Below are 12384 nucleotides of genomic sequence, written 5' to 3'. Positions count from 1 at the left end.
CCAGCATTCATGTTCGGGTCACCCGGTCACAGACCTCGTCCGAGGAACACCTTCCCGCCGTACTGCCCTCCCCGGGCAGCAGCGATGATGCCCCCGTGGTGACACAGCTCCTCGCCGTCGTCGTCGGAGCCAGTACGCCGGCAGGCACCTCGCGCAGGAACCGACCTCCGCGCGTAGCATCGCCACCGTCTACCCCTCTGGCAGACCGCACCACAGCCAGCCGGCCCGTCCGTCTTCGCGGCGACCGCCGCACAGGCGACACCGCCCCCCTGAGCCGCGCGCCTCGCGCCGTGCCATTTCCCTCACCGGGCACACTTCGCGACGAGGCAGCGGCTTTTGTCGCGGGAGTCAGGTGGGGCTGACGATCAGCCCCACCGTCGCCAGCGCACCTGCCACGAAGGCCAGGAGCACGGTCCACTGCGCTCCCCGCAGGTAGCCCTTGCGTCGGCCGCGTTCCTGACGGACCGTCGACATCGTTCCCATGTGCAGGCGCTTCATGTCGTGGGGGGCGTGAACCAGCGGGTACTTCTGTCCGACAACGTGCGCGGCACCGAAGTTCACGCCCTTGCTGTGGCGGACCGTCACCCCACTGGGGGACTGAAACTCGTACACGGCACTCGCGTATCCCCGCGTACCGAACGGCTGCAGGCCCACGAGGCTCGCCTGCACCTCGATGCCGGATTCACTCAGCTCGGTCATCTTCTTCAGTTCTCCACGCTCGCCGGACATGAGCATCAAGCCGAAGAGGAAGACCGGCACGGACGCGATGATGAAACAAACGAGCACTGCAGTCACCAAGTTCACAGCTGGACCGTACGACAGCACAGCCCCGCCCGAAACCCCCGCAAACTCTTCACTGCACAGATCGCGCACCTTACGATCACGCCATGTCGATCTCTTCGCCCATACCCGTCCTCCAGGGAGACAAGGGCACTGCATTGCGTGCCGACGGCGAGGAGCTGTTGCTGCGTCGTCCGGACGACGAGCTGCGCATCCCCCTTGCGGCGATCGCGTTCGTCCACGCCGAGGGACGCTCCGTCTCCGTCGAGCTGACGGCACCGGCGGGAGCCGAGGCGACCGTCTACCGGGTCAAGGACGTGAGCGCGGCCGCCGCCACGGTCTTCGCCGATGCGGTGAACGCCGCACTGCCCGTACGGGCCGAGGGCGAGCCGCTGGTCGACGGTTCCAGGCTCGTCGTCACACGGAGCCTGGTCGCCGAGACAGGGACAGGGGATGCGGAACGCGACGAGGACGACGTTCCCGTCGGGTTTCCCTCCCCTGCCAAGTGGGCGACCTGCGCCGCCGTCTCCGCAGTCGTGCTTCTCGCCGTCGTCGTCGGGCTCCTCGACAGGAACTGGGGCCGGGGAATCGCGACGCTGCTGCTCGGGGAACTCGGCGTGGCGGCGTCCTTCCTCGCCGGCCTGGGGCTGATCTCCACGTGGGAGCACTGGTACCTGCGCCGTTACGGCATCACCGTGGACACGCTGCAGGTCTACCGGAACGGCACGGACACCAACGCCTACACGGACTCCGCCGGCGTGACCCGGTACATCGGCGGCACCAACAAGGGCCGACCCGTCCAGGTCGCCTACCACCCGCGAAAGCCCCGGACCGCCGCGGTCCTCACCGGGCGCGGTGAGCAGACAGGCACACTGATCGCACTCCTGCTGCTCACGGCCATCGCGGCACTCATCGACTACGGAACCATCCGACTCTCGCTGCCCGCCTTCACAGGATGACACCAACATCGATCGCTTCCCTACTCGCCCTCCAAGGCCCGCAACCGCTCGGGACGCACTCATCGCCCTCCAGCAGCTCGAGGACCGGTGGTGGAAGTGGTCGGGCACGGACAGGCCCGCTCTCAGGCGGGCGACGGTCGCGAGGAACGCAGTGCTCAGGCCCAGGCCGACCGACACCCACGAAGCGTGCCTGGACGAGGGGGCCGCGTCCGTCGAGGGCGCGGGTGACTGGCTGCACCGTGCGAGGCTGACCGGTTGCTGGACTGCGGCCAGGTGGTGGCCGCGGCCGCCGGCTTCGCGGACGAGGGTGAGTAGGGCGGGGATCGTGAAGGCTTCGTCGGTGCACCCGGACCAGGTGGCGACGCCGTCACCGCCGATCAGAGCGGCAACGGCAAGGTCCGCGAGGACGGCGAAGGCGGCGCGGATTTAGGCGTGCAGGCGGTCGCCGGTCGCCGTGGCCCACGGTCTCGTCAGGCCAAGGCGGGGACGTCAGGGGCCGTCGCGGCACCACTCGTAGCGCCGCACCATGTCGAGGTAGCTCTCCTCTTCCACGGAACCGCGCCGCGGCGGGCCGAGGCGGCGTGCTGCTTCCACACACCGTCCGTCGTCGTGGCAGGCAAGTCCGTAGACGGCAGCCACTTGGACCAGGCGGTCCGTCCGCGTCGTCCAGCACAGAGGCCATGGCATCTGTGCTGGACGGGATTCCTGTCCCTCCCCCGGCAACAGTGTGGCAGGCGGTCTTCCGTACCACCGGGTCCGGATCGGTCATCAGCCGCAGCAACGCCGCGCGGGCGTCGCCGGAAAAGGCCGGCGGCGAGGACCACTCGCTGAACCCGTGCGCCACCGCGCGCCGCACTCGGGCATCGGGATGGCTGACGTGGGGCAGAAGGGCCGCCTCCGCGCGGGGCCGACCAGTCGGTGAACATGTCCAGAGCGGGACCAGCGAAGGCGTCCTCGTCGCTGTCGTCGAGAAGATGAGTCAGCCGGAGCACCTCGGCACTGAACAATCGGCGGGACGGGTCCGGGTTCGTGCGCAGCGCTGCGGCAGCTGTCCAGGTCGCCTGGTCGCGCCGAACGCCCAGCAGGATGGTGGCAGTGCTCCATGTCGCGTGGTTGTCCTGGCCGGCGTGTGCCAACGCGCGGTCCATCAGCTCCTCGAACGAGGTGCGGACCCCGAGCAGTTCCTCAACGTACGTGAGGATCGCCCCGTGGCCGTCCCGGACGGTCATGTCACCAAGGGTGCGCTCGTCGACGCTGTGGTACTCGCCGTCTTGGACCGGTGTACGGGCGCCGGCATCCCGGGAACCCGTACGGCGTCGCAGTTCGGCCTCAACCCCCGTCTCGTGCCAGCGGCGCGCGAGGTCCCGCGCCTCCAGGAGTTCGGACTCGGGATACCTGCCCCGGATCTCCTCCCGCCTGCTCCGCCCGGGATCCGCCCCGTACTGGAGGAGCAGTTGGGCGATGTGCCCGTGGTGCATCTGGACCGCCAGGCAGAACGCGTCGTCCCGAAAATCAGGGTCGCTGTCCTCATGGAGAAGGATCCTCACCAAGTCCGTGTCTCCAGCCCGGACCGCGGAGATCACAGCGCTCCCCGTCTGCCGGGTTGCTCGTACCCCTACCCACTCCCATGACCGTGCTCCCCCGTGGCGTTCTCGCAGCTCAGTGCAGATCTGACGGATCGTCCCTACGGGGCGGAGCAAGCGGCGCGGCCCGGCGGACTTCCGTGACGCCCGAATCAGTGCCGGGGATGTGGAGGTCCGTCGGTAAGGGCGTGCTGGCGTGCTTGCAGGTAGGCAGTCCAGTCGGTGGCGGCGCGACGGCGCCAACGGAAGGTCGTGATCGGGTGAAGTCCCAGCATCGGGCCGGGGACCGCGGCGGAAGGCCCCACTCGAGGGCCACCACAGCGGTCATACCGGCGGGCCGGATCGCCCCCGGCAGAGTCGCCGCTCAAGGCCAGACCTCCGAGGCTCGCATCAGATGCAGCATCGTGGCGTTCAATGCCCCGCCGCAGCTCAGACCTCACGCACTGTCATCCCCGACGAGCGGCCCCCCTCCCCCATCTGCCTCGAGCCGTGTTGCCGCTCCAGACCTGGCTGGTCTGCTGCTCGAGAACCGCTCCCTGAACGCCGAGTGGGTAATGAGCGTCGGTGGCCGACCGCATCACTGCGTCACGGGTAGGCACTCGGCGAGCAGGTCGACGATGTCGCGCCAAGCTCGCTGTGCGTGCCGCGGGTGGTGGCCGACACCGGGGGGCGCGGCGTGATCGACCGGCGGGTGGTGGAACGCGTGCAAGGCTCCGCCGTAGACCGTGAGGCGCCAGTCGACGCCTGCGGCCTGCATCTCGGCAGTGAATGCCTCCCGTTGCGCGGGCGGCATGATCGGGTCCTCCGAACCGACTCCGGCCCACACCGGGCAGCGGATGCGTGCCGCCTCGTCCGGTCGGCCCGTGGTCAGTGCATTGACGGTCCCGATCGCGCGCAGGTTGGCGCCGTCGCGCCCGAGTTCCAACGCGATGGCGCCCCCGGTGCCGTAACCGATGGCCGCAATACGGTCGGGGTCGGCCCGCGATTCGGCGCGCAACACGTCAAGCGCCGCGTGGCCGATGCACCGCATCCGTTCGGGATCGGCGAGCAGCGGCATGCAACGGGCCAGCATCTCCTCGGGATCGCTCAAGTAGCGTCCGCCATGCAGATCAAAGGCCAGTGCCACGTACCCCAGCTCCGCCAGGGCCTCGGCCCGGCGGCGCTCGACGTGGCTCAGTCCCATCCCCTCGGGTCCGATGAGGACTGCGGGCCGGCGATCGGCACCGGCCGGGAGCGCGAGGTGCCCGGTCATCGTCAGGTGGTCGGCTTCATACTTCACTGCGCACGTTGTGACCGTCGTCATGCGACTGGACTCTAGTGACCGTCAAGTTCGTTCGGACGGGTGTTCACCACTGGCGGACGGTGGCCTGAAGCTGGTCCTCGACGGGGCCGGGATCGAGGAGCCGGTTCGAACTGCTCACCGCGCCGGATGGTCAGGCACTCGTAGCCTCGCCCCGGAAGCGTGACGCTTGCGTGAACGCTTCCCTCCGGACGGCATCAGGCAGCAGGCCCGCCCTCACGGCTTCCGTCGTGGTCACGTGCACCCTGGTGGGAGCGCGTGATCAGACGAAGGTCACTCCCAGGTCCGGCGAATCCCCGGGCGAGCCGCCCCGTGTGAGACGACGTTCGGTGGCTGAGACGAAGAGGCTCAGTCGGGCAGCGCCACGGTGAGGTCCACTTCAATGAGCTGCCCGGTGAAACCGAGTTGCGCAACACCCAACAGGGTGCTGGCGGTGGTGAACGCCGGCCCGAGAGCCGACTCGGTGAGCCGACGCCAAGCGACGCCCAGATCGTCTCTGTCGTCGCTCCGCACATAGATCACCGAGCGCACCACATGTTCCGGCTCGGCATCCACCGCAGCCAAGGCAGCGAGTGCGTTCACGACGACCTGGTCGGTTTGCGCCTCAAGCGATCCGGAACCGACGAGGGAACCACTGCGATCGAGAGGGCACTGCCCCGCCAGGTAGGCCGTACGACCGGCCTCCACCATGGTGATGTGGTGATAGCCGGGCGTCTCATGCAGCTGCTCGGGGTTGATACGAGTGATCTTCGCAGTCATGCCCGCGAGTTTGACCGGCTTACTGCCGGCGCGCATCGCAATTTCTTCCACCGAGCGGCGTACGCGTCCTCGGGCCCTTCGGGGGCCAGGAGCGCGCGGCGAGGTTGTCGGGCGGGTTGAGGTGGACGAGCGCGGTGAACCACGGGGCCGAGCCGGCGGGGTGCTTCAGTTTCAGCAGCGAGGCGTGGGCGAAGAGGGACGTCCTGGAAGGGGCGGGGCAGGGACTGCTGGAGGACGCAGACGCCGGCGGTCGTCCATGCCAGGGCCGTGTCGAGGTCGCCGGTGAGGTCGTCCGGGCCCCGGCGTCCTCGGGGCGCTGAAGTCGTGCTCCTCGGCCGGGCCTGCGTACCCGTGAGGGCGGCGTAGGTGTCCAGGTCACGGGGGGTACAAGCGGTGGCCGCCGAGCGTGACGCTGGCCCTCTCGTATGAGTCGACGTGCGTGCCGTCGGAGTCCGTCCGGTTCTGCGAACCGATCCGGTCCTTCGCGATCTCGGCGCGACTCCTATTGATCTTGCTCGGGCAAAGGACCGTTCATGCGAGAAGCGAGGCGAAGCGGCGGGCACCCGCGGCACCGATCGGCGCCCATGGCGCGGCGCAGCGCTCGTCCGTTTCCCCGCCGATGCCCGTCACGTGCTGCTGTCAGCGCAGCGGCCTGACTTGCTCGGAGAGGGCGTCGGCGACGGTGTTGCGGGCGGGCTCGGCGCCGGCGACGCCTCAGGAGGCGGGGAGGAGGTCGGCGTCGGGGAGCTGGTGTCCGACGGAATGCTGAACGGGACCCTGCCGGGCGGGAAAGTGAGCCAAACGGCCGGTTCGGCGACAAACGCTGCAGGCCGGATGTCTATGGGCCTCAGGGGAGAGCCCGGGTCGGAGGCGATCTGGCCGGCCTGAGGCCCCCCGTCGCGGCAGGCCCCGGGCTCTCCCCTGAGGGAGTCACCCACGAGGACCGTGGCCACCGCCAGCGCGGCCACCACCAGCACCGCGGCCGCCGGACGCAACCGGGTGCGCAGCGCGGCTCCCCGGCCCCGGATCAGCGGCCGCCCCCTACGTGAGATCTCGCGTGCGGTGCGTTGCGGTCCGGGCCCGTCCGGGGTGGGGGCGGTCGCTGCCTCGCGGGCCCGGCCCAGGACGTCGGCGGCGTCGCGGCGGGCCTGCGCGCGGATGTCCTCGGCGTCGGTCTGCGCGCTCGTGCGGATTCGTTCGGCTTCCGCGTGTGCGGCCGTGCGTACGGCCTCCGCTTCGCGGACGGCGTCGTCGTGGATCTGCCGGACCGTGGCCTTGAGGCGGCGGTTCGCCGGCTGGGCGCGGCGCTGGAGCAGTTTGGTGTCCTGCCAGTGCCCGCGCCACGTCTCGACGAGGGCGGCATCGGCACGGAACTTCTGGGCGGCGGGCTTGTCCAGGCCGCTGGGGGTCGTGACGACCCGGACGAACTCCAGGAGCGACTCGAGGGAGGGCAGGCGCTTGCCGGAGAGCATCTCGTTCAAGCCGGTGGTGGTCAGGCGCGGTCGAACCGAGACGGAGGCGATGGTCGCGTAGGAGGGGGTGCCGCCGGCTATGTGAAGGAGGTTCAGCTTCTCGGCGAAGTCGGCCAGCGCGGCCTCGTACGCCTCGATCGCCTCGCTGCCCTGCGGCTCGGTCCCGGGTTCTCCGGCTGCCATCACATCCCCTGCCTGTGTGGAAAAGCCACGCTAGAGGGCGGTGAAGCCGTACGTACGCGGATTGCGCCGAACGGTTGCGGACAGCTCGTGCCGTCCGCGATCGGCCCGACCTCCGCCGGTTTGGGCGCAGGGTCGTCCGGCTCCGGGCGGGCCCGTACGGATCACTGGGAATCCCGGCGGCAATGCCGCTCTCCTGGGGTCATGACCAACACCGGCACCACCTCGCAGACACCCGACCCCGACCGGACTCCGGCCACCCGCGAATCGGCCCCGGAGGCCAGGACCCAGCGCATCCCCGACGCCGTGGTCCTGGTAGCGCTCCTCGCGACCTGCGCCGGCACCTACCTCACCGTCGGCGAAGCCGGGTTCGCCGGCGTCATCAGCGCCGTCGCCGCCCTGTACGGCACATGGCGCGCACGCCGGTGAACCGGGCGAGGTGTCACCTCGCCGGGTACCGGACTGCGATCGGGCGGGACCGGCCACGCGCAGCACCCCGCGGGACGGCCGGCCCGCCGGGACGGCGCCCTCGGCCAGCCCGTCCTACGGGCCGGGGTGAACTCCACGTCCGTGCCACCGCCGCTGGCCGCGATGTCGGGGAGCCGGTCGCTCGCGGACCCGTCGACGGCGAGGCCCCAGCGGATCCTGGTCGCCGTCCGCTCGGCTGGGTATCGGAACGGCGCGCCCGGGGACGGGGCAGCCCGTGCGCCGGGTCCTGGTCGGCCTTGCTCCTGTTCGAGCGGGCCGTCACCGCGACGAGACAGGCCGACTGGCCCTGGTCGTCGGCGTACGTCTCACGAGGGCGCCGGTTGGTCGGCCGACCGCCGACGGGCCGTGCCCGTCGCCGAACGTGACGCAGGGCCCCCACCCGGAGGTGGGGGCCCTGCGTCACGTTCGGTTCTCCGCGTCGGGCGTCAGTTCACCACCCTCACGGAGTCGCAGCCCAGGAACGTGTACACCTGACCGCCCGGGGCCCGGTATTTGCCCTTCAGGCAGGCGCGGGTGGAGGTGAGGGTCAGTCCCGATGCGCTGGGCTTGAAGTGCAGGACATCGTCGGTGTCGCGGTCGCGGGTGCGCTCGTCCAGCTCGTAGGAGTCCTCAAGGTGGCTCCTGCCGTGGACCTCCGGAGCGCCGGCCGGGGTGGCGGTGTTGAACAGCCGCTCCCGCAGGCCCCAGTACGTCTGGGACACGTCGATGGCCGTCGCGTCGAAGGCCAGTGGCAGGCCGTACTCGCCGACCCGGGTGGTCAGCGCGGCCAGGGTGGCGTCGGTGTTGAGGTTGATGGAGTTGGGGAAGCCGCCGGGCCGGACGTTGATCGCGACGGGTACCACGCAGTCGATCCGGAACGAGGTGGAGGCGGTGTTGTTGCTCGGGTCGGGGTCGACGTCCTCCGCGTTCTTCAGCGCCAGGCGGGAGTCCAGGCGTACCTGCTTCAGGCCCGGCGAGGTGCACGCGAGCCGCACCGCGTAGGTGGCCTTCTGCGGCGTGCCCACGCGCAGCGCCGTCTGCTGTGCGGTCTGCGTCGCGGGTGTGACGGTGACGCCGGAGTCCGCGCCGGCCGTGGTGGTCAGCAGGGTGTCGATCGGGCTGGACGGACCGGCGTTGGCGACGGTGACCTCCAGCGAAGCGGTGGCGGGCTCGCCGATGAGCACCTCCAGCGGGCTGGTGGCCCGGGCGTCGGTGATCCGTACGTCCGCCTTTGCGATCACCCTGGTGTCGGAGGTGGCGGTGTTGTCGCTCGGCCGCGCGTCCGGGCCGGCGAGGTTGGCCACGGTGGCGGTGGTTGTGATCGTCTTCGGGCCGCCGTTGCGGTAGACCAGGTCGGCCGGGACCTGGGCGCTGATCGTGTACTCCCGGTGGGTCCCCTGCGGCACCTCGCTGAGGTTGCAGCTGACCGTCCGGCCGGACACCAGACAGGGGCCGGTCGTGGCCGGGTCGGTGACGTCGGCGGGCAGCTCGGTGGTGATCTGCGTGGAGGTGGAGGAGTTCGGACCGTTGTTGGTCACGCCGACCGTCCAGGCAAGACGCTCACCGGCGGCGACCGGGTCGGGGGCGTCAGTGAGGGTCAGGGCGAGGTCGGTGGTGTTGCGGAGCCCGCGGATCCGAGCCGCCTCCTCCGCCGTCGGGAGCGGCGGCCCCTCGCTCACGGGCGGCGCCCCGCCGGCCACCGGGAAGCGGTTCGGCATGTACGTCTGGACGCGCGCCCAGTCGTCGTGGCCCTGGAGCTTCTCGTCGGTGCTGGTGTTCGCGCAGTCGCCCGGGCCGGTCGCGTCGACGTTGACGACCTGGACGGCATCGCCGTCGTCGCCGACGCCCCTCGGGTTGTCGCCGTTCCAATCGGGGTTCTGGTTCAGGGGGACGGTGCGCCGGGCCCCCCGGCCGTCCGAGAAGACGAACTGGTTCACCGGGTCGCGCCGGTCGAGCACCCCGTTCTCGCGCAGGTCGTCCTCCTTGAGCTCGGGCAGCACCGCCTGGGACCGGCCCGGCGCCGTGTCGCTGGGCGGGCGGCCGTCCAGGGTGATGCGGGCCGGGGAGAAGTCAACGATCGTTCCGCCGCCCACCCTCGGGATCCCACCATCCATGGAGTAGCTCATGACGCTGACGTAATTGGGCTTGCAGTTGGGCTTCGCGTCCGTGCCCGCGTGGTGCAACCCGAGGTTGTGCCCGAGCTCGTGCATCAGGGCCCCCGCGTCTGAGCGGTAGAGGATGATGTCCGTGCCGGCGCCGTAACCGCCGCTCTCGCACCCTGTGTCGGGGCCGGTGCCGTCGGTGTCGACGTCCTGGGTGGTATAGAGGACGTAGTTGAACGCCTTCTGGCGCAGCAGCTGCATGTTGCGCGCCTTCGTGTTGCGGTACTCCGTGTCGAGGTTGCAGTTGGCCAGCGGGAACGCGATCGGGTTGCCGCCCCCGAGGTCGTCGCCGACGGTGCAGTCCGGGTCCTGGGCGTCCGGGCTGCCGTCCGTGTCGTCGTCGATGCCGTTGTCGCAGTTGGCCCGGAAGTCCTCGACCCCCAGTTCGCGGTCGTTGCAGTTCGGATCGGCACCGTCCATGCCGCCCGTGCCGTCGTTGTCCAGTCCGTCGGTGCAGGTGCCTTCCGGTGCGCCTTCCATGGACGTCCTGTCGTGCAGGCCGCCGGAGTCGACGTGCAGCGTGATGCCGTCCGCACCGTCCGGGTTGGACACCGGGGCCGCCGCGAAGGCGTGCTCGACCGCCTGGATCGCTTCGTGGGACGGCTGGGAGCCCTCCGAGTAGTCGAGTTCGACGAAGATGTCCTTGTGCAGCGGGTCCGCCTGGAGGCCCGGAAGGTCCACGGCCATCGAGTTGTCCGGGTGGCGCACGCCGAAGCGCTCGTACCGGTCGGCAATGCCGTCCTGGTCGGCGTCGCTGTGTCCGCTGGTGATGATGGTCAGGCCGACCGCGGCGCGCTTGCCGTCGCCGTCGTTGGGGAAGTTCGGGTCGCCGTCGCCGATGGCGCACACCTGGCCCTGCGGGTTTCCGGCGCGGTCGGTGCACGGCGGGGCCGATGGCGGGGTGAACCCGTGGCTGAGGGAATCGCCGCTCCAGGTGTCGTTGAGGGCGTTGTACGTGAGGTTGAGGTCGATGTCCTGGTTCTGCGGACTGATGTCCATCCGGTCGTCTGCGAAGTTCGTTCCGCCGTCCTCGTCCTTGATCTGGATGCCGACGGGGAACGTGGTCTGGGTCCCGGAGAGGGTGACCTGCTGTGTGAAGACCCACGGGTTCGGGATGGTGGCGGCGTGGAAGGCGTCGTCGGAGACGACCCGGCCCGTCTGGAGCGGGTTGTCCCCGATCTTCACCTCGGGATAGAACTCGCCCTCCTCGTCGATGCCGTCGTCCGGGACCTCGAAGCGCTCGAACCAGTCCAGGCTGACGGTGACGGTCATGGCCAGCGGCGGTGGGTCGGCGGCCGCGGCCGGTACCCCGGGCATCAGCCACAGGCCGGCCAGGAGCAGGGCGGTCGCCGCGGCGGCCGCCACCAGGCGTCGTCCGAGACAACGCCGGGCGGACCGCCGGGATGACGGCGGTGCGGCCGGGCCGGTGGAAGGTCGGGTGGAGGACGGTGGGATGGAACTCGGCATTCTGCCTCCCACGGTGCACGCGAATCCCCCACTGGCGCACAAACCTGGCGAGCGCGAAGCAAGGGATCATTCGCTGCCGCATCGTGCCAGAAGGTGCGGCAGCCCGTCCGGACCGCGGACTCGGGTTCCGCCCGAAGGGACGAAGCCGAAACGTTTCCGACCCGGGCAGAGGTCCCGTCGCCCTTCCGCCCCGATCCTCTGCCGCCATGGCCGGCCCTCGGCGGCGGATGGAGGACCGCCTCGCATCTCGTACACGGTCCTTGGCAGTCCTGCTGCGCTGGTTGAGGGCAAGGGGGTGGTCAATGGGCTCAAGCTCGGCACGAGGCGACCATCCCGCTCCCGTGCGCAAGTCGTTCTCACTGGCGATTCCCCGCCACCGCCACCGCCCTCGCACCGATATACGTGCCACCCCCGCGACCCTGGTAACCGACCAGCGCTCAGTCACAGTTGCGTCGGGCACCGTGGGTGGCCCTCGTGCGCGATGGTCGGCCCCGCCCGGCCAGCTGGATCGTTCACCGCGCCCTCCGGCGGGTGGCCGGGGCCCGGAAGAAGACGCCACGCCTCCAGGAAAAGGGACAACACCCCGGTACCACCGCCCCGGCGAAGGACTCGGACGGTCCCGGGCCGGCCTGGCCTGCAAGATCCACCTCGCCGGTGAAGGCGACTGCCGCCCGCCGGCTTTCCCGGCCACGCCGGGCCAGTGGGGCGGCGCACCGCAGATGATCGAGGTTCTCGAACGCAACCGCGTCCCCGCCCGCAGGGCGGTCGGCCCACCGGCTTCGACAGCGAGATCCACAAGCGCCGCAACGAGGTCGAGCGCGCGATCAACCGCGTCAAGGGCTTCCGGGCCGTCGCCATCCGCTACGACAAGAGGGCCTACGTCTCCACGGCCATGTTCACCGCACCTGGAGGATTGGCCACCGCCCATACAGCGGGCCGGCCACAGGCCCGCCGGCCGGAGGGCCGCCGGTTCAAGACAAGCCATCCGCCCAGCTCAGACCCCGTTCCCGCAGACATCGACGGCCCGTACCGCCCCCGACCCACCGCCCTGCGTGTGGGGGGAAGGGGGGCCTGTCACACGCCTGTGACAGTCGGCGGACAGCCTCATGAAGTGCCCCGGCCACGCTCTTAACAAGAGAACAAAAGGGACATTCAGGCGAATGTTCCACCTGCTTCCGAGGACGCGAGCAGTGATGACCGAGCCGATCCGGCGGAGGAAATCCCATGACTCCCACACTCACCACCCCGCACGCC

Annotated in this window: 7 protein-coding genes and 2 pseudogenes; 3 read left to right on the top strand and 6 right to left on the bottom strand. The window is 70.3% G+C overall.

Going from position 1 to position 12384, the window contains the following annotated elements; translation table 11 throughout:
• Window positions 1-348 precede the first annotated feature (348 nt).
• Window positions 349-804, bottom strand: coding sequence for a DUF3592 domain-containing protein (locus IG86_RS0137205; protein WP_030902818.1), 456 nt, complete (start codon window positions 802-804; stop codon window positions 349-351).
• A gap of 83 nt (window positions 805-887) precedes the next feature.
• Here IG86_RS0137205 and IG86_RS0137200 point away from each other — a divergent pair, with 83 nt between their 5' ends.
• Window positions 888-1739 (top strand): hypothetical protein, encoded by an 852-nt coding sequence (locus IG86_RS0137200; RefSeq protein ID WP_030829214.1) that lies wholly within the window; start codon window positions 888-890, stop codon window positions 1737-1739.
• A gap of 667 nt (window positions 1740-2406) precedes the next feature.
• Here IG86_RS0137200 and IG86_RS45655 read toward each other — a convergent pair.
• From IG86_RS45655 to IG86_RS0137175, 4 genes and pseudogenes are all read right to left on the bottom strand, one after another.
• Window positions 2407-2625, bottom strand: a pseudogene (locus tag IG86_RS45655) (HEAT repeat domain-containing protein); the annotation flags it as partial.
• 1274 nt (window positions 2626-3899) lie between these two features.
• Window positions 3900-4625 (bottom strand): dienelactone hydrolase family protein, encoded by a 726-nt coding sequence (locus IG86_RS0137190; RefSeq protein WP_030902810.1) that lies wholly within the window; start codon window positions 4623-4625, stop codon window positions 3900-3902.
• A gap of 345 nt (window positions 4626-4970) precedes the next feature.
• Window positions 4971-5381 (bottom strand): RidA family protein, encoded by a 411-nt coding sequence (locus tag IG86_RS0137185; RefSeq protein WP_037943846.1) that lies wholly within the window; start codon window positions 5379-5381, stop codon window positions 4971-4973.
• Between the two features lie 626 nt (window positions 5382-6007).
• The gene (locus IG86_RS0137175; RefSeq protein WP_030902804.1) at window positions 6008-7036 is read right to left on the bottom strand and encodes a V-type ATP synthase subunit E family protein; all 1029 of its coding nucleotides are present in this window, start codon (window positions 7034-7036) and stop codon (window positions 6008-6010) included.
• A gap of 201 nt (window positions 7037-7237) precedes the next feature.
• Between IG86_RS0137175 and IG86_RS0137170 the strand changes: the two genes are divergently transcribed.
• Entirely contained in the window at window positions 7238-7462 is a 225-nt protein-coding gene (locus IG86_RS0137170) for a hypothetical protein (protein WP_030902802.1), read from the top strand.
• 485 nt (window positions 7463-7947) lie between these two features.
• Here IG86_RS0137170 and IG86_RS0137165 read toward each other — a convergent pair whose 3' ends face one another.
• Window positions 7948-11028, bottom strand: a complete 3081-nt coding sequence (locus IG86_RS0137165; protein ID WP_030902800.1) for a DUF11 domain-containing protein — start codon at window positions 11026-11028, stop codon at window positions 7948-7950.
• A gap of 618 nt (window positions 11029-11646) precedes the next feature.
• On the opposite strand from IG86_RS0137165, the pseudogene IG86_RS42725 reads away from it, so the two are divergent.
• A pseudogene (locus IG86_RS42725) lies at window positions 11647-12034 on the top strand (transposase family protein); the annotation flags it as partial.
• Window positions 12035-12384: the final 350 nt, after the last annotated feature.

The organism is Streptomyces virginiae (assembly GCF_000720455.1).
Classification (GTDB): domain Bacteria; phylum Actinomycetota; class Actinomycetes; order Streptomycetales; family Streptomycetaceae; genus Streptomyces; species Streptomyces virginiae.
The sequence above is the reverse complement of the archived record's forward strand: the minus strand, read 5'-3'. Positions and strand labels throughout refer to the sequence as shown.

Bases quoted from the DNA above. Each gene is read 5' to 3' on its own strand.
- IG86_RS0137185 (WP_037943846.1), bottom strand. From the start codon at position 5,381: ATGACTGCGAAGATCACTCGTATCAACCCCGAGCAGCTGCATGAGACG.
- IG86_RS0137175 (WP_030902804.1), bottom strand. From the start codon at position 7,036: ATGGCAGCCGGAGAACCCGGGACCGAGCCGCAGGGCAGCGAGGCGATC.
- IG86_RS0137190 (WP_030902810.1), bottom strand. From the start codon at position 4,625: ATGACGACGGTCACAACGTGCGCAGTGAAGTATGAAGCCGACCACCTG.
- IG86_RS0137200 (WP_030829214.1), top strand. From the start codon at position 888: ATGTCGATCTCTTCGCCCATACCCGTCCTCCAGGGAGACAAGGGCACT.
- IG86_RS0137170 (WP_030902802.1), top strand. From the start codon at position 7,238: ATGACCAACACCGGCACCACCTCGCAGACACCCGACCCCGACCGGACT.